Here is a 19,422-nt window from a genome sequence, read left to right as displayed (position 1 = left end):
ACAAGGAGATCGCCATGGTGAAGTTTGCATATGTTTTAGGGGGACTGCTTATTCTGATCGGTCTCGTCTGGATGGGGCAGGGCAGTGGGTATTTTCCCTATCCGGCCGAGAGCTTCATGATCGACCAGTCGCCCTGGATTTATCGGGGAGCCCTGGTCGCCATTGTCGGCGTTGCGGTGATCGTGCTGGCGCGACGCAAGCGGCCGCTCCCGTGATTGGCTGCGGCAGCAACGAAACTCTACGAGCGCCAATCCCGGCGCCGACATGAGGATCCGATGCGAATAATGGAAACCACCGATATCTGCTGCGGCGTTCCACCATGGAAAGGGCGCGTCGCCTGCGTTTGACAACTGGGCACATGATCCGACCGATCTGACCATCATTCCGCTCAACGTAGTGGAACCTGTGCTGATCGTTCGCGGAACGAACGTCGCTCATGAAGTGGCTGCAATCGAGCGAGGCCATTCACTCCGGGGTTGGCCTGATCGGGACGGCGAGAGATGTAATGGTAGCTGGAACTTGTGGAGCGTTGAACTTCGATCGGTCCTTTGCGAGGCAGCACAAAAGGCATAATCAAGCGCGGCCGCGCAACGTCCCATTAAGGGGTAAATTGGGTAAAAGTTATCGAGGTGTACGCTTCAGGAAGAACTTCCTTCATCACCTCTCGCTCTGCCGCCGAGGCCTCAGATGCTACAACGATAGGATTGCTACGTCGTCCCACTAGGCGGATGTAGCCGGCATCGACAATTTGCCCGGCACCAATTGTAATCGTGCTGGCGCCGCCCAGCGGGCTAACGTAACTGAACAGAAAATTATGGTCACCACCGGCCTCGATCTTGACGCCGTTGCTAAACTGGCTGATGCCGTACTGGCAATCCGCATAGGTGATGGCATAGCGGCCGGGTGCGATAGGCCTGAAAGACTGGGCATAGGAGCTGGCGTTCGCCACGCGATAAAGGAAAGTCGCCTGCATATCCTTCGGCTTCTTTTCATTGGGCAGCAGCCACCGATCGGCGGAATAGATATCTTCAAACGGCGTATTTTTATCAGGTTTGCCGTTGTCCATCCGGCGCAGGCGAATATGCCCTGAGCAATATTGATCACCCATCAGGTTCCCATCCACGATCCGGACGAGCAGCAAGGCACCTTTCTGGCTTTTCTTCGATGCGATCTGTGCGACAGCCGCGCTGTGTTCAGCGGCCGCCTTAGCCGGATCATGCCCTCCGGCGCATCCTGCCAGGAGACTCGTCACTAAGCCGAGCGCGATTGTGGCAAAAAGTTTTGCGTTCAATTTAAATTCTCCGGAAACGGTTCTTACATCTGACTCCAGATCGCCATTGCCATCGACAGCGCCGGCATTTCTCTACGCAACCTCAGCCGTAAAGAACGTTGCGCAAACGATCCTGCAGATCACGGGTAGATTGGTCTTTAAAACTGGTCTCGGAGACCTCTACGCGGAGCACGTTCTCCGTCAATTGCTCCGTCTTCGCCTGTGAAAATTCGGCTAGCCACTCTTTGCGGTTTGAACCGACATACCGCCAGAACAGATCGCTGAGCCACATGATGGAACCGACTGCCTCTATATACCCGGAACGAAATTCCCAGCGACCAGGATTCTGGGAAATATCAATCACCATCTGCTCCACTGGCGGCGGCAACCCATTCGAACGCATAGGTAGAGATGAGTAATCCCGATTGGCGGCCTTGTAGATTAAGGGATCTTCAGTGTTTTGCCACTTGTCGTATTCTACATCGGCAATCCATGCCTGCACAAAATGGGGAGAGACGATGAACGGTGCCGCCCATTTCTCCCAATCGATAGCGGCGCCTGCAATCTTCTCCGCGATTATCACCTGACAAAGTTCAGCGTTCGCCACGGCACCATAGTTAAAGACGAGTGTGGTTGTCTCAAATTGACCTAGATGGTCAGTATTTTTAGCTGATGCTAAAAGGTTGTTTAGCTTTATAGGCCTGCCGTTAGCGTGAAGCTTGTCATCCAGTTGCAGCGTACGCAGCACTGAGAGAATGGCCTCTAGAGCTTCGAGAGCAGAGAGTTCGCCGTATCGCCGCTGCACTTCGATTTTGGGCTTCTCGGTGATGGTGACCGTGTTTCCACTGCGCGGTTTTAAGGTAAAAACAAGCCTTAGTTTTTCTGATCTGTCGCGCGCCATCATCGAAACTCCTTCACCAGCACCGTTATGCCTTGATTTCTGCCGTAGTCTACCAATGCTTGTGCTGCATCAATTCCACCCGGCTGAACTCGAATGTCAAGAATCTTGGTTGCCGGACTTCCATCAACGGTTATGTCGCTCCTTCGGAGCTCGTCAATTGTATTTTGTATTCGCGACATCCAGGTCGAACCTGTGGTGTCGACGGTTTTCACACTGACGACTGTATTCCCGTTCTGAAAATCAATTAATGGGAAATAGCCGTTTCTTTCCGCACCGATGCGGAACCAGCCATTCGCACTGCTGTAGTCGGTTTGCGCCAGGGATGTCTCAATCGAGTTACCTCTATCGATTGGGTTAAGTGACCAGACATTCGACTTTGAGGCTGCCTCGCTTGTTTTGGCAATCTCACCAAGCGTCGACGTGCCGAAAATCTTGAGCTTGGTGGCCAATGCGACGATCTGCGCCATGGCCGCAGGATCGCCATTACTTGCCTGCTGAATCATCGACGGAATGCCGAAAAAGCCTGCCGGATCCGTGACTAAGAGGCCATAAATTGCTGGGAGGTCACGTTTCTGCTCGGCAGTCAGGTTTTCGACACCGTTTGGCGCGAGAATTTTGAGGATTTGGTCAGCTCCGCCGGACCCTTCGAGAAGCTGCTTGGCGGCCTGTTGGTCTTTTTCTGACGCCCAATAGGATATCGTGCCGGCATAGCTGGAGAGCGACGCCACGACATCGCTTAGAACTGTAAGGCAACCAGAACCGCTGTAACCATTGGCCCGGCACCCGACGTAGGCTTCCTGTTGTTGGCTGTCTTTCTGCTCAAGTCGAGTTTGCTCGCCGCAAGCCTTCGGATCCCCATTTCCGCCATCGCATGCGGCTTTTGCGGCGGCAAGAGCGTCATTGTCGGCATGATTGAGATAGTTGTTCTGATAGTTTGCGGCTCCATAGGATCCACCTTCACCGGCACCGACGGCACTACCAACCGCAGCACTCAGGCTTGAGCCGACAAACGTGGCAAGCGTCTCCTTGTCGGCGTCCGACAAGGAGCTATCCTTCAGCATACCCTTGATAAGGTCGGCAATGGCCGGCGCCATTATCGTGCTTGCGGTACCGCCTAGGGCGCCCTTAAGCGCTCCCTCCCATCCATTAACCCCTCCGAGGATGCCACCGCCTATGGCGTGCAATAGCGCACGACCCGCGCCACCCTCCTTCCAATACTCCATGCCAGCCTGGTCTTTATTCTCAGCGGCTTGCCTGTAGAACTGGCTGGCGATGTCTCCGGCCAGTCCTGCCATAGTTGCCTGCGCCGCCTGTAGATCCGCCTGGGTCTTGTATTGATCGCGCAGGATATGCTCGAGATCGGGCAGACCGGGCAGCGAAGTATTGGTGTTGTTGGTATCGCGGCGGATCGCATCAACATCCTGCGTCTGATGCGCCGGATCAGTGATGATGATCGGAATATTGCCGCCAATCGCCGAAAGCGCCTGACCGGTTTTGTTTTCGCTCGCTTTCACTGGCGGGGTCGGCATGATGCCGCTGGTGCCAATCGAAAGCCCGTAAGTATCGGCCTTCCAGGTGGAATGCGTATCTATGTCGGTGACCGTCAGTGTGCCGGTCGAAAAGCTGTTGCGACCTTCACCAGCTTCACTAGTGATCAACCCGCCGACCAGTGAAGTCTGGCCACTCACATCGATAGACAGGCCGCCCGTTCCAGCATGAATACCTGATTGCTCGGAGACTAGCGCCGCATCGCCCTTGGCCTTTTGGGTGACACCGGAAGCATTGGTCGAGCCAAAGCCTGTCTGTGCTGAAAGATTGAGCTGATCAGCCTTGGCTTTGGCCGTATCCAACTGGCTTTCGATCGTCAGGTTCTTCACGTTGGCGGTGACGGAGTTGCCTGTCACCGTCGCCCCGCGCAGCGACAGGTCGTTGGTGACGATGGTGATGTCACCGGTGCCATTGATGTGGGTATTGGTGTGGCTAAGGTTTTCCGTGTCGCCACTGCCCTTGCCATAGCCGACATTGGCAACCAGACCAAGATCACCGTTTCCACCACCGCCGAACGTCGCGCCGACTCCGACGCCAACGCTCCAGGAGGAGTTGGCGCTGGTCGAATCCGACGTGCCTGTCGCAGCATTCAGGTTGATGTCGCCGTTCCTGGCCGACAGGAAGATATCACCGACCAGCGGATCGCCGGAGGTCGTGGGTATGCCGTTCTTGTCATAACCCGCCAGGATCTGCGCGCCATCGCTGGTGATGGAGCCGTTCTCTGCCTCCATCGAGATCGAGCGGCCAGCGCGGATATCGGTGACGACGGGCGTCGAGGATGAGGAGGACCAGCTGTTTTCCTGATGGTTGGCGCCGACCGTCAATGAGACGTTGACGCCGATATCACCGGACTTCTGATACTGATCATAGACGCCCTGCAGGTCCTTGTAGGCCTGATAGAAGCCGAGGCCAGCAATGGCTGTATTGGTCACCGCATTGACGTCGCCGCTGTCCGACAGACGCTCGGCCGAGTTCATGATGCTTTGGGCCGCCTTCCCGACCTGGCTGGAGACCGTCAGCGTCACGCCGGCGAAGCTCTTTTCGTGTGCCTCCTGGTAATTGGTGACGTCGTTGGCCGACAGCAGATTGATGTTACTGCCGGCAAAGACGCTCACATCACGCTCGGCCGAGGCGCTGGTCGCCTGCAGGTTGACGTCATGACCAGCCGAGATGTTGAGGTCGCGGCCAGCCGAGAGCGTCGACATGGCATTGGTGTCGGACTGCTGCGCCTTGCTGTCCTTCGTCGACTGCGCGCCGATCCCGATCGAGAAACCGCCGCCGCCGGCCGAGAGGGCCAAGCCGAAGCCGGACTTCTTCTGCTGTTCGGACTGTGACGAGCTCTCGGCGCCGGGCGTGACATTGACGTCACGGGTGGCGGAGAGGTTGATGTCGCGATCGGCGCTGACCGACGATCCCATGATGTTGAGATCACCAGCGCGATCGCCTGCGATCGTCGCGCCGCCCCTCGCCGTCAGGTTGACATCCTGACCGGCCGAAAGCGTCGAGCCCACATTGTCCGTGGAGGATTGCTGGCCCTGTTTCTCGTTCTTGCCGTAGAGCGAGATGAAGCCACCACCGGAGCCGACGAAGAGGCCTGAATCCTTGCGCTGGCTGTCGGACTGATGGTTCTCCTGCGCGCCAAGAATGCTGACGCTCTCACCTGAGATATTCAGCGAGCCATCGGCATTGACCTTCGAGCCGACAATGGCCGCCGCCTTGCCGGCGTCCAGGTTGACGTCGCCGGAGGCTGAAAGCTGCGATCCCACAGTGGTTTCGTTGTAGCCGTCATAGCTGGAGCTGCCACTGCGCAGGAAACCCTTGCGCTTGGCGCTGTCGTGTTCGGTCTCAGTGTCCTTGCCGGCGGTGACAATGAGATTGCCACCGGTCTGGATATTGAGATCGGATGTATGCGTGGCGTCTCCCGCCGTCACCTTAGAGGCCGAGACAGTGGTATTGCCGCCGGAGATGAGGGTGGTGCCGCCCTTACCGGAGAGTGTGGAGCCAGCCGATGTGGTATTTTCCAGATGACCGGAAGCGTTCTCCTTCGTCGATCCCAGGAAGCCGCTCCTCTTGCTCGAACTTTTGACATCGAGCGTATAGGCATCGGTCGCCTCAGCGATGGTGACGTTGTTTTTCGCCTGTAGGCCGAGCATGCCGTCCGCCGCCATCGTCGAGCCGATGACATTGATGTCGCTGTTGGACTTCGCGACCAGATCGCCACCGGCGGTGATGGTAGAGCCGTTGTGCGTCAGCTCGGACGAGGAGTTCTTGCCGAACGTCGAGTTCGACTGGTTCTGCGAGGTGGTGACATTGATGTCGCCGTTGGACGTCAAGCCAACGTCACCCTTGGCTGTCAGGTCGGAACCAGAGATCAGAACACCGGTATTGGCATTGACCTGTAGATTGCCGCCGGCCGAGAGCTGCGAGGCCTGCTGATCGGTGCCTGATGTCCTGGTGTAGCCATCGTCCGTCTTGCGGGTGAGATCGGTCGAGACGACGTTGACCGCGCCATTCGTGGCTTTGACGCTGAGATCGCCGCCTGATTTAGCAGAAGAACCGATGACGTTGACGTCGTTGGCGCCGGTGATGCTCAGGCTTCCGCCCGCATCGACGCGGGCGCCCGTCGCATTTTGCTGACCGCTATTGTCAACCTTGACTGCGGTGAGATTGACATTGTTGCCGGATAGCTGCGCGTTGCCGCCGGCCTTGACGCTGGCGCCCTGGAGATTGAGATCGCTGTTGTTGGCGGCCAGCTGAACATTGCCGCCGGCCGAGACGCTCGCATTCGGACTGACGACATTCTGGCCGCCGATGGTCATGGTCTGGGCGGCAAGCGTAATGCCGTTCGAAGCCGTCAGGTTCAGGTTGCCACCGGCATAGAAGGTGCCGGTCGACTTGATCGTGCTGGCGGCAATGTTGAGCCCGCCGGCAGCTGCAACCGCACCGGAATTGTTCAGGTTTCCGACATTGAGATCGACCGTGTTGCCGGCGATCATGGCACCGGCCGATGTTCCCGCCTTGGCACGGTCGGCAGCCGACAGATAGACCACGGGGGCCAGCACCTGGACGCCGTTGACGGTCCGGGCCTGATAGAGGACGATCGACTGCTTCAGATTGGCAGCCTGCTCAGGCGTGAGGCCCTGACCGAAAGCCAGACCGTTGGCTTCAGCGTAAGCTGCACCATTGTCGAGCAGTGACTTCATCTGGTCGATGGCGTTGTTGCCGGGGATGAAGGAGCCGTTTCCGAGCCCATCGCCGACCAGTTGGCGCAGTTGCGTGTCGATGAGCTGATTGTCGAAATAGGCGTCGCCGAGGAACGGAATGCCTGTCTCCGGATTGTAGCCGGCGCGATTGATGAAGTAGGCCGAGCCGTAGAACTTCGAAACGTCGAGGAAAGCCGCGCGCGTCTCGAAAATGAACGCCTGCCCCGGCACGGTCCCGCCGACCCCACCGGATTGCGGCTTGGCAAGCGCTGCGAGCTGCGCGACGTTCGCCGCGGAGATCTGGGTTAGGTTGCCGAGCGCCACGGTCAGGCCGCCGCCCGTCGTCGGTGTGCTGTTGCCAGCCACGTTCGAGAGTGCGCTGTTGACCGTAAACAAGGCGCCACCGGCAGTCATGCCGCTCAGGGCAGATAGAGGATCGCTTGAAGTCGAGGGCGCGCTCACAGCCGCACCGCCACTCGTCGAACCAAGCGAGGTGTTGTTGACCGTGCCAAAATTGAGGCTCAGCGCGCCGGCCGCCTTGAGCGTACCGGCAGCACCTCCGATCACCTGTGATCCCGACACGATCGAGGTGCCATTGGCGATATCACGCGACGGGTCGGCCGTGCCATCGGCATTGTAGGCCGTGCAGGCGCTCTGGGCATTGCAGGTCAGCATCGCGGTGCGATTGAGGACGACGCCCTCGTTGGTGAGCGTAGACCCGCTGAGCGTCGCGTTACCGCCGGCCTCGATCCTGCTGTAGGAATTGGTGAGGTTGGTCGCGTCGACGGCGAGGTTGCCACCGGCCCGAATGACCGCCTCAGGACTGAGTGCGCCGATAAACCGGTCCTCATAAACCGATTGGCTGAGATTGGCTGTCGGGTCCCATGTGTAGGTCGTGCTGGCGTCAGTGCCGTTTCTGACGACCTCATCAACAATGAAATACTTCGACGGGTTGTTGGGATCGAGGACTGGATTGCCGTTGGCGTCCTTCGGCACACGCGCCTTGATCCAGTCGAAGATCGGTCCCACCAGAACCGGCCCGTTGGCGGATGTCCAGGTCCAGGCATGATACGTCGTGCCATCGGCAAGCGTCGCCTGAGACCAGAGCAGCGGTTGATAATCCTGCCATGCCGGCGGATTGATGCCGGGATAAAGCTGGAAAATGTTCTGGTCGCTGGTTTCCAGATAGGCGAAGGGCTTGCCGGCAACATCGGGATTGAGCACGAAGGTGCCGACGACATTGCCCGACGAGACTAACTGACTCGTCACCCATGTTGGTGTCGTCGACCGCTTGTTGATGAGATTGGATGTCAGGATCGACATGTCACGGCCGGCCTGGATCAAGCCGGAAATGTTGGTGGTCGCCCCGTTGCGTTGAGTTATCGTGCTGCCTCCAATCGTCAGATCGTTGCCGGCAAGGATAGCGCCCTGAGCGTTGGTCAGCGTCCCCGCGACCAGAAGAGACGCGTCCTTCCCGGCATAGAGGAGGCCGGTCGCATTGTTGGTGAGATCGCCTGATGTACTGATGGTCAAATCGTTGCCGGCGGCGATCTGACCGCTGTTGGTGAGCGTCGGCAGGGTGAGCGTCACGTCATGGGCGGCGAGCAAAGTCGTGGTGTCGCTTGCGGTCAGACCGGCTGCGGTGATGGCGATGTCGCCGGAGCCGCCGGCTCCCGCGTTACCGGTACCGGTAACGCTAGACGTAACCGTACTCACCCGCGCATCGGTCAGATCGGCCTGACCGCTAAGATTGAGCGTGAGCCCGCCAAGGACGAGGTTGCTTCCCGTCAGGTCTGCGGATGTGGCCGTGACGGCAAGATCACCGCCGACGGCGAGCTTGGCGCCGCGCGTTCCCGAGAAATCGATCGTACCGGTATCGATCGTCAGATTGCCGGTGACATTGGTGTTGTTGGTGTAGGTGATGGTACCCGGCGCGGTCAGCGAGGCATTCGCAAGGCTCTGCAGCAATGCGTAACTAATATCGCTGCTTGCCGCGGCGGAGAAATTGCCGCCAGACAATAGCGCATTGCTGGCCGTGATATCGCCATTCGTAGCGATGAGCGTCATCGTACCGGACTGGGTATTGCCCTGCGAAAGCATCAGAGCCCCGGTAGTGGACGCACGGGTAGCCGCGAAGTCGACGCCCGACACCAGGCTTCCAGCTGATATCCACTGGGCCTGCAGGTTGATATTGCCCGCAGCCATGGATTGGCCCGCAAGGGCGATCGTGCCACCGGCCGTCATCGTCAAGCTCTGGTGAGCAACCACGTTGACCGGGGTGGTATTGCCGATGCTGCCGCTTGCGGTGGCGTTGATCCCGCCTGCCGCCAGCAAGTTGGAAGCATTGAGATTGCCAGCGGTGGCATTGAGCGTGAGTGCGCCGGTGGGGCCGAGCACCACGCTACCGTCCACGGACTGGCTGGTGGCGGCAAAATCGACGCCCGAGACGAGTGTGCCTGCGGAAATGTCAGCGCCAGTGATACCGACATTGCCGCCCGCCAGCAGCGTTCCTGTCAAGTTCGTAGCGGCATTGATCGTGACATTGCCGTGACCGGTGACAGTCGAACCCGAGAACGAGCCGCCCGTCACAGTGAAATCGCCAGCGACAAGAAGCGGACCCGTCGTGGCGCTCGTGGCGTTGATCGTCAGGTCGCCAGCCGAGCCTATGACGATTGCGGCGGTCGAAGATCGCGCCATCGCCGCGAAATCCACACCAGTCACTATCTGGCCGGTCGAAACCGTTCCGCCCGAGAGCGTGACGTCGTTCGCGCCGAGGATCTGGCCGGCCGCGGTCAGGCTGGAAGTGCCGGTAAGAGCGATATCTTTGTGGCCCGTGGCACTGCCGAGACTGAGATCCGCCGCCGTGGCCATGATCATGCCGGCCGTGAGCAAGGCTGTGGCCGTCAGGCTGCCCGAGGCCTGTAATGTCAGATCACCAGCCGTGCCAAGCGTAATATTGCCGCCATTGGCTTGGGTTCCAGCGAAATCGAGACCACTGACGATCTGATTGGCGGATATCGTGCCGCCAGAAAGCGAAACGTTACCAGCACCGAGAACCTGGCCGGTCGCCGTCAGGCTGGAAGTACCTGTGAGTGTGATGGCCTGATGACCGCTGACGTTCCCGACAGTGAGAGCGGCGGATGTGGCGGAAATCGATCCCGCTGCCAGCAGCGTATTGACTGACATGTTGCCCGAGGCCGCCAGTGTCATGCCGCCGGCGCTGCCAAGGACGAGATTGCCGCCGTTCGCAGCGGTTTGCGCAAAGTCGACCCCAGAGACGATGACCCCAGCCGAGATTGTGGAGCCCGAGATCAGGACGTTGTTTGCGCCGAGAATCTGACCGCTCACATTCGTCGCTGCGTTCAGCGTGAGCGCCCCATGCGACGTGATACCGCTCGATGTTAGTGACGTCGCGGTTACCGTCAGGTCGTTGGTAGACTGAAGGCTGCCTGCGGTAATATTGCCGGTCGCCGTCGTATTGAGCGCACTGGCCGACAGCAGGTTGCCCGTCGCGATATTGCCGCCCCTGGCCGTCAGGCTAAGATTACCTGCAGTCCCGAGCACCACATTACCACTCGGATCGGCACTGGTGGCAGCGATATTGATGCCCGAGACGACCATACCGGCGGACACCGAGCGGCCGGTGGCGCTGACATTGCCTTGCGCCAGGACATTACCGGCGACTGCAATATCAAGGCCGGCATTCAAGGTGATGCTCTGGTTGCTTGACAGCGAAGCGGCCGAGATCGAACCAACAGAAGCGGTCAGAGTAAGGTCGCCGGTGCTATTGGCCGCCCCTGCAATCGCGATATCGCCTGAGGTCGCGGAAAGCGTTGCAGCACCACTCCCAGCGGTGACGCTGCCGGCAGCAATGCCGCCGCCCGAACTCATCTGCACAGTCGTGCCGCTGTTGACATCACCAGAAATGCTGAGCAGACCGGCGCCGCTTGCAAGCACGATATCGCTATCGGCGGCGATCGACTGCAGGGTAATGCCTTGATCGGCTTGAACCTTGACCTTCTGCCTCGAGGTCACCTTGGCGGCAGTGACCTTCTGTTTCGAGGTGATGGTGACGCCATCGCGTGCGGACGCATTGCCGATCGAGATCTTGCCGTCGGCTGATAGCGAGAGCTCGCCGGCATTGGCGGCCATGTCGCCGCTCATCCTGACGCCGGCGCCCTTTTCGGTGACGACGACCTTGATACGATCAGCCTGCATAGCCCCGAGCGCCGTGCCGTCGATCGCATATTCCGGCGTGCCCGAGGTGGCGGTCAGCGCCGTCGCCTCGCCGGTGGCATAATCGTACTTGCTGGCCCCGCCAGTCAGGCGCACGGTCTTGCCGTAGATCGGCGCGTTGACATGGATCTGGCGGGAGACGACGTCGAACAGATCGACAGCGCCAGGAGCAGCCGCAAAGTTTCCGCCTGCGCCTTCGAAGGTGACATCGCCGCCATTGACGGTGAATCCTGTCAGGCTTCCGTCGGCGCCGATAGTGGGAACACCAGTCGTCAGCGTCGCATGCGGCGTATTAATGAAACCGCAGCCGGCGCAGGTGATTCCATTCGGATTAGCTATGATGACGTCGGCCCTGCCGCCATAGACTTCTGTCGGGCCGTTCAGCGCCGAGCGATTGCCTGAGGTGACCTCGTTGAGAATGACGGAAGCCGCGTTCGAGGCATTGAGGTTTGGATTGCCCGGCGTCACCCCGCCGAGGTTCGAGATGCCCTGCTCGCCTTTGAAGTTATTGAGGATCAAGCCTTGGGTGCCAACATTGAAGTTGTCGTACTTGTTATGCGAGAGGCCGGCGGCGTTCGGCGTGACGATATCGATCAGCGGCACGCCGTTGGGCGCTGCACCAACGCCCGGCTGGTTGGCAGCGGGAACAGATCCTGCCGCGGAAACGGATTGCGCGTTTGCAATTGCCGGCTGAAGAAACAGAAGCAAGCTCAGAGTGACGGCAAGCAACTGTCGCCCAAGGCGCAGAAGCTGGCTTCGCAGACCAAACGCGACGTCCTCGTCTTTAGCCGCAAGCCTTGATCCAACCAATGCGATTTTCTTGCTCATCACACGCCTTTACTGGTGACTGCGCGGCACGCTGAATTTGCCGCAGTTGAACCAAAGCTTGCAGATCGATCACTACACCCATGGCCGCGCGATCAACGCGTTTCCGGCCCTTGGCTGAAGCAATCCTTGTGTGATCGGCATGAGCCGTTCACACCGAATCCTCTCGTAAAGTCGACGTCAGAGCCGGCCTCCCCCTATTTCTTCGTCAACAACCACTTCTTGACGTTGGCGGTGAACGAGTCGGAAAGGCGCTGAGCCATAACCTCAGGAGATCCGGAGGTTTGCATCGCATTGACGGCGACCGCGACAATGACGCCATAGCCACTTCCGCGCATGGAAAGGTCTTCACCGTGTATGTTCTGGGCTGCTGCGATCAGTTCACCGGTCTTGGCGTTTTCCAGCCGGATCGTCCCGTCGATGCGACTGTCATGGCCCCCGATGACACGCGCCTTCTTCGTGCTGACGTCAAAGACATGCAACGTGACAACTAGACGGCCCGATACGGGTCCGCCCGGCAGGCCGACGAGCTGCTTTGTCATTGTCGTCCGCAACACCCGGATCGCATCCGACATCTCTTGTTCCGCCAGCTTTTTATCCGCTTCCGGGAATGCCATTAGATCAGGCGTCGTCTCGATGCGGATTTCGCGCACGGAGGTCTTTTGAAGAGCAGCCACAAGACGTGGGTCCGTCGTGACGCACGACGCGAGCAACATCATGAGAACAAGGGCGATACCACCGGAGATGTATCGCATTAGCTTGGCCCCAAAGGCACCGGTTACAGATATCAAGCGCAGATCCATCGTCATCTCCTCAGCCGCCTCTTGTGGCCGGGGTGGTTTTCACACCGCCGTCGAGTTTTTTGTAAAGTTCGCCCAATTGAGATTTCGGCGCCGCGCACCCTCTCGAACGTGCAAGATCCGTCAGCACCTGATTGCGATTGCGCAAGGCGTCGATCTCGATCTTCTCCGGCGATTTGGGATCCATGAAAAACAGGGCCGGCCAGAACAGAAGAACGCCCGTGGCGCCAAGGATGACATTCTTGCCCTGGGCCTGCGAACGCTCCTTGACGGTTGACAGGATCTGGCGTTCGTTCGCGGCGAATTCGCGATTGATACCGCTGCACTCCAACCCGGCATCACCCACACTGGTCGATGCAATCGGATGCGCCTCGCGGCCACCACAACCCGACAGCATGATTGAACAGCTCAAAAGCACTGCGGTGGATAGCGCGGGAGCTTTTCGGTTTTTCATCATTGCGAAATTCATGATCTTGCCCTGTTACACTTTTACCAACGTATTGAAGTACTTACGAAAAGAAGCCCGGAGTCGCGGCGGTCGACCGTGCCACCAAAGACATCCGAATAACCCATATCGAAATTGACATTGCCGCCGGCGAGCTTGGCGCCGACCGTCCAGCCAAGCATGTCGCCGCCTGCGATCTGGTAACGGGCCTGGCGGGCGATCCGCCCGTAATCGAGGCCGACATAGGGCCTGAACTCTCCGAGGATCTTCGCCAGTTCGGCATTGTCGGCAAATGGCTGCGTCCGCCAGACGAGATCGTTGCGAACGAAGAAGCCGTTATTGCCGTAAAGCATCGTCTCGCGCGTGCCGCGCACGGAGGAATAGCCACCGACCGAGATCTGCTCCGCCCCGAACAGATTGTCGGGGGAATATTGCCCGGTGGCGATCGAATTGATCTCGAAATGCTGCTCCGCCACTTCGAATGGCCGCGTCACAGTGATGGTGCCTGAGAACTTCGAGAAGCGGGGATTGGCGTTGCCTGCACCGGCATCGCCGGGAGCGACCGCGTCAAAGAGGTTGAGCCCCTGGCTGTAGGAGAGATCGAAGACCCACAGTCCTCCCAGCATGCGGCGCGAATGCGAAATGCCGAGATCGCCGACCGTGTATTTGCGGCTGCCGACCTCGATCCTGTTGCCGAGCAGGAAGTTGTTGGTTTCCTTGTAGGTGAGCCCGCTGTTGAAGGTGGTGATCGAATCCTTGTCGCGGAAGATCACGCGGTCGGCGCCGATGCCGACCTGCTTGCTATCGCCCGACGTATTGAGCGGCCCGAAATTACCCGGAACGGAACTGTCATATTCATACCAGGAGCCATTGGCGGAAAAGGTCCAATAGCCGTAGGGCACGCTGACATTGCCGGAATAGCTGTTGCTCTTGCCATGGCCGTCATTGCGCCAGGGGTAATCGGGGCCGGTATGCTCGTAGCCGAAATTCCACTGGTCGTTGATGCCGAAAAGATTGTCGTAGCCTAGCGAGGCTGAGGACTTGGAATATCCCGTCTGCTCCTGGCCGAGATTGCTGTTACCGAATGACAGATGCCAGGGATGGCTGGGCTTGTTCTCGATATTGAGGATCGAGGTGCCGTCCGTCTTGCCGGGCAGCATCGCGGTCTTGGCATTGTTGGAGGTGAGACGATTGATCTGGTCGAGCCCCTGCTCGATATCGCGCAGATTGGTGATCTCGCCTTTCATGCCGGGAAAGGCCGTGGCGATCACGCCGGAGCCTGCCGCGCCGAAACCCGAAACTGGCTTGCTATTGATGTAGATATCGGCAAGCGTGCCTTCGACGGCAACGAGGCGCAGCACCTTGGTTCTGGCGATATCCTGCGCCGGCACATAGACACGGGAGCTGACAAAACCCTTATCGAGATAGAGATGCGTCAGGTCGCGCAAGAGCGCGTTGATCTCGCCGACGCCGACGCAGCGGTTCGCATAACCTGCGGTGACCTTGTCGATCGCGCCGGCCGAAAACTGCGTGACGCCTTCAACCTCGATATGGGTGATGGCAAAGCACGGGCCGGACTTGCCGCCACCGGCCTTTTCCGGCTGCGGAACTTCGGCCGGAGAAGGCTTCGGCGTCATCTGACCCAAGCTCTGCAGCCGCTGCTGCTCGGCTTCCTGCGCCTGACGGCGCGCGAAGTCGTCATTCGGCGATTGCTGTGCGGCAGCCTGGGCCGAAACCAGGATCACCGACAGCAACACGGTGGCAAACGGCACAATGAATGACGACTTCGAAAAGCACCGGCCGCTCCGCGCAGGAGGCGACCCTAAAGCCAGTGTCATGAGCTATTCCCGCCGTCCGCTTACTTCGAGGCGGGCTTCTGCAGCGCATCGAGCGCCGCCGACAATCCCTTCAGCGAGAACTTGATGTTGACTTTCTGGCCATTCATCATCTGGACATGACCGGTGCCATCCGAGGCCTTGGAAAGGGCCGACACCATCTTGGCATCCAGCTTCTGCTGCGCCCAGCAGCCCGCCTGATTGCAGTTGCGGTAGACCAACTGCACGACGGGCTTGTCGCTTGCATCGATGCTAAGCCCGGCGGGAATGTACATATTGAGTGGCACGAGCGTGGTTAGCACCAGTTCACTGGCAGGCTGCTTTGCCGCCTTCTTGTCCGTTGAGGTGGGAGCAGGCACCTTCGCAACCGCGAGCGTCAAAACGTTGACATCCTGGTCGCCCTGCTTGACTGTTGCGATTTGCGCGACTTCGCAGCTCTCCGCTGCAGAACCGTCCGCCGCCTTGCCGTCGATGCAGCGATAGTACCAGTCATCAAATTTCTGGACGCGCGCCTGAGGTGCTGGCGGCTGTTGAGCATTTGCGGCGGGTGCGGCATTTTGTACGGCACCTGCATTGGCAGGTGCGTTTGCTGCCGGTGCCGGCTGCTCCTGTGCAAAGCCTGGCAAAGCGTAGAGTGCCGATGTGGCGATGATTATGGAAGCAAAGGACTTGATGGCATATGTCTTTGCCAGCGCCGAAAACGTCATGCAAACCTTCCCGAAAGCAACAGCGATCCAGCAGGACAAAGAGGCCTTGTCCTACGATCGATCATTAAGTTCCTGAAACAGCACCTGATACGCGGTGCGGCCGGTCATCGGCTAAGGCGCTACATAGCAGAATTCTAATCTATGCATCATAAAGTAGCGGATGCGGCGTGCCAATTCGCGCACGTTTCCGGAGCAGAGTGGCGGTTGTGCAACAAACGCGGTTATTTCTTTGAAGCATCAACGTTTCTTGGGGAAGAAAAACTATTCAAGATTGAAATCTCTCGATCGTCGCTACGATCTAGCGGCGATTGGGGCAGGCGGAGAATGAATGAGCCGATACTCTCTATTTCCGCGTTTTGGCGTGGTAGGGCCTTTTTTGATCAGCACGTCCCGGTAGAATATCAGGTGCCACCACGAAAGCGGTTCTCGAAACGATCGCCGAGACTTTAGACGACATCCCTGAGCACCGTCTTCATGCTCCGGAGACAGCCATGTGGGGACAGGCAGGTGTGCTGGCGGGGTTGCTGTTTCGGTTGAGCAACCTTCCTAAAGGGAAAGGGCATGAGAGGCGTTTCGTCAATGACGCCCTTGTTTTTCTGCAAGCGCGGCAGCTAGGCGCGAGCGTGCCAACCGGTAATGTGCGGGACTTTGATTTCCTTTCGCAAATCATGCCGACCGGACGGGTTATTCTGTACCGAGTTATGAGCTTGTGAGCGGTGAACCAAGTGCTGGGCACTAAGTGGCTGAATGTCATAATTCTACTTATCTTATATTTAGTTGTAGCGGGGGTACATTCTATTTTCAAGTGCGACATGCCAATGATTTCAATGGCTTCACTTTGGAGATTTTGGCATGTCCCGATGCTATTCGCAACTGACCCTCGCCGATCGACGGCGTCTTCATCACCTGGTCGAGCGCTAGGTGCCGATCAACGAGATGGCACGCCAAGTCGGTCGGCATCGCTCGACGATCTATCGCGAGATCAGGCGCAACACTTTTCATGATCGGGAGCTGCCACAATACAGTGGCTACTTCTCGACGGTTGGCGATGACATCGCCAAAGCGCGGCGACGCCGCTTGAGAAAGCTTCGTCGCCAACTGGCAAGTGCTTCCGATGTCAGCCACAGCGTCAGACTGCCCCGCCCACAAAGCCCTGCCTCATACCCCGCCCCGTTTGTCACCTTGAACTTCATGTTGCCAATGTGATGGCGGCGGGCGGAATTGTGTTTGAAAGGCATCGTTGCGAAAGACCAATTATGGAGCCTGACGCCCACCTACGACAACACGATTAACGTTCCGCGCACCAAGGTCCCTTGTACCCGTTATAAAGTACGATGCCGAAGTGAATCGTTCTCAAGCGGCCGTGATCGTTACGTGTGTGTACGCTTCGGGGAAATCGCCATCGGTCACCCAATGCACGCCATCGTAATAGAAGCCGCATTTCTGGAAGAGATCGCGAACGATCAAATTGGCTTCCGTTTCGACGATACGTCCGCTCTTCAGGTCTCCATGATGGTAGAGAAAGCGAATGACCGCACTTTCGACCCCGAGTCCGACGACCCGGCAACTCATGACGAATTGATCCAAATATGATCCATTCAATATTGCTACACCGACCAATCCGTAGGAGGAATAATTGTCCTGAACTTCAAACGTCGAGAATTTCCAGCCGTCAGCGAACGCCCGGCTACATTCTTCGATGCTCCATCGTTTGCCCGTCGTATTGAACTGGTTGGATTTGTTGAGCAATTCGAATGCTCGCGGGAAGCTGGCATGTGAGATATCCGTTATCTCTCGAATGGCAACCTTCACACCGAGAGATGCAAGGAAGTCCTCGCGGTTCATCCCAGATTTAGCGGTCTCGCGCTTGACTTGATCCTGGATCATTTGCGTGCGCCGGCTCGATTCCTGGCTAATATAAGGAACCTGCAATTCCGGCGCCCACAGAAGAATTCGCCGGATCGCGTACAGTTCCTCTCCCAAGGTGCGGATTGTCGGGAAAGCTGCCTGGACCGATTGGCGTTCGACGGGGTTATCGTCGATAAAGAGAACGTTTTTCGGCAAGAGATTTGTGTAGGTCAGAATCTCCTGGATATTTTCAGCCTTTGGGCGCCAATTGATTTTTCGGATCGCGAAATCATCAAGAGCAAGCCGGCCACCAAGAATGTCGGGCCAAAGCTCGGTTATCCGTGCTTCTTCGTTTTTGCTGACGATTGCCAGGACTATGCCCCTGTGCTTGAGATACTTCAGGGTCTCGATCATGCCAAGTGGCCAGCCCTCCAGAATGTAAGGATGGATGCCCTCTTCAGCCACGACGCCGCGCCAGACGGTATCATCAAGATCCACGATTACCAACTTTACACTGTCTTGCTGCCTGATCGTTCGATACATGGCATCGATCTCGCTCCAAATGGCGAGAATGAAATCTTGCGTGTTGAACGGATAGAGATCCGAGAGCTTGGTCGGAACAGCAATGCGTTTCGTATCGTGCACGCTGTCCCAATCGTTGGCGTACGATGCATGGCTCCACGGCCAAACTAAGTCTTCCTGAATAAACTTTTTGCCGAAGGTAGAGGCTATCGAGTCCGTTTGCACCACGTGAGTATTGGCGCGTTCCGCCGCAATCTCATGAAGGACCTTGTTGAGCTGCTCTACAAAGTAAGTCGGATTGCGAAAGTCATGACGAGGCAAAAGCCGGCCAAACAGACTCTGTTGGGGGGCCAAGAACTCCGATACGAATGTGAGCAAATTGGAGTTTTCTGTATATTTCAGTGCACCGTTCAACGTTTGGAGGAGCCTGTTCTTTGCCTCCTCAAACTTCGCAATAAACGGTTCTTCGCTTTCATGTGATATATTCGCGAGCATCGTTTCAGGCACGACCGTGCGCAAAGGAAGATAGATAAACTGAAAGTCGTATTCACTCGCCGGCCGCGGCAAATTGCTTTCATCGACACCGGGGAAATTGTAAAGAATATGATCGACTTCAGTCCTTGGGAAAACGCGGTGGGCATAATGATAGATGCCTTGCGAGGTGCATGAGCCGATAACAAGAATTCGTTTTACTTCTGTCTCCGAAACAGCAAGCTCCCGCGGTGTACGAAAGCTATACTCTTGGGAGGATTTCGTCACTGATGCGCTGCGTTCGAGCATCCCTCTGTCCTGACCGTGTGGTTAAGCCCAACTATTGCCTCGAAACCAATCAACTGTCTCCCCACGCCGCATTCCTCAACGGGACATAACGGTGATCGGATTTTTCGATTGAATTGGCTCATCCAAATAGACAAGAATCTTATTCGATATGTTAGTACGCTGGAATTGATCTCCGCATCTCATCTTACAGTGATGCCAAAATCCCCACCCATCGACTAAAGACTTAATATCCAAGTCGTCTAAAGAGGTGGGATCTGGAATCATAGGAAGTTTCTCGGGTGATATCAGAACGCAATATCACCATAGCTTGGCGTTAATACCAGCCAGAAACCGCCGAGCTTATACGTTTTTTGCCTTCTAATGATACTGCCGAAAACAGACGTGCCTCTTCGGAACTGACGATAGATTTGCAATCAGCAGTTCACTTTCAAATTTCCTGAATGCTCTTACGCTCGAAGAGCGTCCTATCTCGGATCTCATCGATACATCTGCCGGCCACACG

9 protein-coding genes and 3 pseudogenes are annotated in these 19,422 nt (G+C 57.6%); 3 read left to right on the top strand and 9 right to left on the bottom strand.

Going from position 1 to position 19,422, the window contains the following annotated elements; genetic code table 11:
- Nucleotides 1-14 precede the first annotated feature (14 nt).
- On the top strand, nucleotides 15-215 hold the full coding sequence (locus tag ACK83U_RS19270; protein ID WP_112611334.1) for a hypothetical protein: 201 nt from the start codon (nucleotides 15-17) through the stop codon (nucleotides 213-215).
- 383 nt (nucleotides 216-598) lie between these two features.
- Here the strand turns inward: ACK83U_RS19270 and ACK83U_RS19265 are convergent, their stop codons facing one another.
- From ACK83U_RS19265 to ACK83U_RS19235, 7 genes are all read right to left on the bottom strand, one after another.
- A complete protein-coding gene (locus ACK83U_RS19265; RefSeq protein WP_112611332.1) occupies nucleotides 599-1,291 on the bottom strand; it encodes a hypothetical protein in 693 nt (230 codons plus the stop codon).
- Nucleotides 1,292-1,373: 82 nt separating this feature from the next.
- Nucleotides 1,374-2,174: a hypothetical protein gene (locus tag ACK83U_RS19260; RefSeq protein ID WP_112611330.1), complete on the bottom strand. Its 801-nt coding sequence runs from the start codon at nucleotides 2,172-2,174 to the stop codon at nucleotides 1,374-1,376.
- The gene (locus tag ACK83U_RS19255) at nucleotides 2,171-11,986 is read right to left on the bottom strand and encodes a hemagglutinin repeat-containing protein (protein WP_412474964.1); all 9,816 of its coding nucleotides are present in this window, start codon (nucleotides 11,984-11,986) and stop codon (nucleotides 2,171-2,173) included. Before ACK83U_RS19255 ends, ACK83U_RS19260 begins: the two co-directional genes overlap by 4 nt.
- 194 nt (nucleotides 11,987-12,180) lie before the next feature.
- Nucleotides 12,181-12,738: a hypothetical protein gene (locus ACK83U_RS19250; RefSeq protein ID WP_112611644.1), complete on the bottom strand. Its 558-nt coding sequence runs from the start codon at nucleotides 12,736-12,738 to the stop codon at nucleotides 12,181-12,183.
- 58 nt (nucleotides 12,739-12,796) lie between these two features.
- On the bottom strand, nucleotides 12,797-13,252 hold the full coding sequence (locus tag ACK83U_RS19245) for a hypothetical protein (RefSeq protein ID WP_112611642.1): 456 nt from the start codon (nucleotides 13,250-13,252) through the stop codon (nucleotides 12,797-12,799).
- A gap of 20 nt (nucleotides 13,253-13,272) precedes the next feature.
- A complete protein-coding gene (locus ACK83U_RS19240; protein WP_412474963.1) occupies nucleotides 13,273-15,066 on the bottom strand; it encodes a ShlB/FhaC/HecB family hemolysin secretion/activation protein in 1,794 nt (597 codons plus the stop codon).
- A 20-nt stretch (nucleotides 15,067-15,086) separates the two neighbouring features.
- A complete protein-coding gene (locus ACK83U_RS19235; protein WP_112610858.1) occupies nucleotides 15,087-15,770 on the bottom strand; it encodes an invasion associated locus B family protein in 684 nt (227 codons plus the stop codon).
- Between the two features lie 407 nt (nucleotides 15,771-16,177).
- Between ACK83U_RS19235 and ACK83U_RS19230 the strand changes: the two are divergent.
- Nucleotides 16,178-16,483: pseudogene (locus ACK83U_RS19230) on the top strand (hypothetical protein); the annotation flags it as partial.
- A gap of 139 nt (nucleotides 16,484-16,622) precedes the next feature.
- Nucleotides 16,623-16,865 (top strand): annotated as a pseudogene (locus ACK83U_RS19225) (helix-turn-helix domain-containing protein); the annotation flags it as partial.
- Here ACK83U_RS19225 and ACK83U_RS19220 read toward each other — a convergent pair.
- Both ACK83U_RS19220 and ACK83U_RS19215 read right to left on the bottom strand, forming a co-directional pair.
- Nucleotides 16,865-17,008 (bottom strand): annotated as a pseudogene (locus ACK83U_RS19220) (IS5/IS1182 family transposase); the annotation flags it as partial. The pseudogenes ACK83U_RS19225 and ACK83U_RS19220 sit on opposite strands and share 1 nt — an antisense overlap.
- A gap of 115 nt (nucleotides 17,009-17,123) precedes the next feature.
- On the bottom strand, nucleotides 17,124-18,920 hold the full coding sequence (locus ACK83U_RS19215; protein WP_112610862.1) for an HAD-IIIC family phosphatase: 1,797 nt from the start codon (nucleotides 18,918-18,920) through the stop codon (nucleotides 17,124-17,126).
- Nucleotides 18,921-19,422 lie beyond the last annotated feature (502 nt).

The organism is Rhizobium sp. WW22, assembly GCF_047041135.1.
Classification (GTDB): Bacteria; Pseudomonadota; Alphaproteobacteria; order Rhizobiales; family Rhizobiaceae; genus Rhizobium.
Note: the sequence above shows the minus strand (reverse complement) of the source record. Positions and strands in the feature narration are given on the sequence as shown.

Excerpts from the sequence above, each read along its gene's own strand:
- ACK83U_RS19270 (WP_112611334.1), top strand. The coding sequence starts at position 15 with ATGGTGAAGTTTGCATATGTTTTAGGGGGACTGCTTATTCTGATCGGT.
- ACK83U_RS19260 (WP_112611330.1), bottom strand. The coding sequence starts at position 2,174 with ATGATGGCGCGCGACAGATCAGAAAAACTAAGGCTTGTTTTTACCTTA.
- ACK83U_RS19255 (WP_412474964.1), bottom strand. The coding sequence starts at position 11,986 with ATGAGCAAGAAAATCGCATTGGTTGGATCAAGGCTTGCGGCTAAAGAC.
- ACK83U_RS19250 (WP_112611644.1), bottom strand. The coding sequence starts at position 12,738 with ATGCGATACATCTCCGGTGGTATCGCCCTTGTTCTCATGATGTTGCTC.
- ACK83U_RS19245 (WP_112611642.1), bottom strand. The coding sequence starts at position 13,252 with ATGAATTTCGCAATGATGAAAAACCGAAAAGCTCCCGCGCTATCCACC.
- ACK83U_RS19240 (WP_412474963.1), bottom strand. The coding sequence starts at position 15,066 with ATGACACTGGCTTTAGGGTCGCCTCCTGCGCGGAGCGGCCGGTGCTTT.
- ACK83U_RS19235 (WP_112610858.1), bottom strand. The coding sequence starts at position 15,770 with ATGACGTTTTCGGCGCTGGCAAAGACATATGCCATCAAGTCCTTTGCT.
- ACK83U_RS19215 (WP_112610862.1), bottom strand. The coding sequence starts at position 18,920 with ATGCTCGAACGCAGCGCATCAGTGACGAAATCCTCCCAAGAGTATAGC.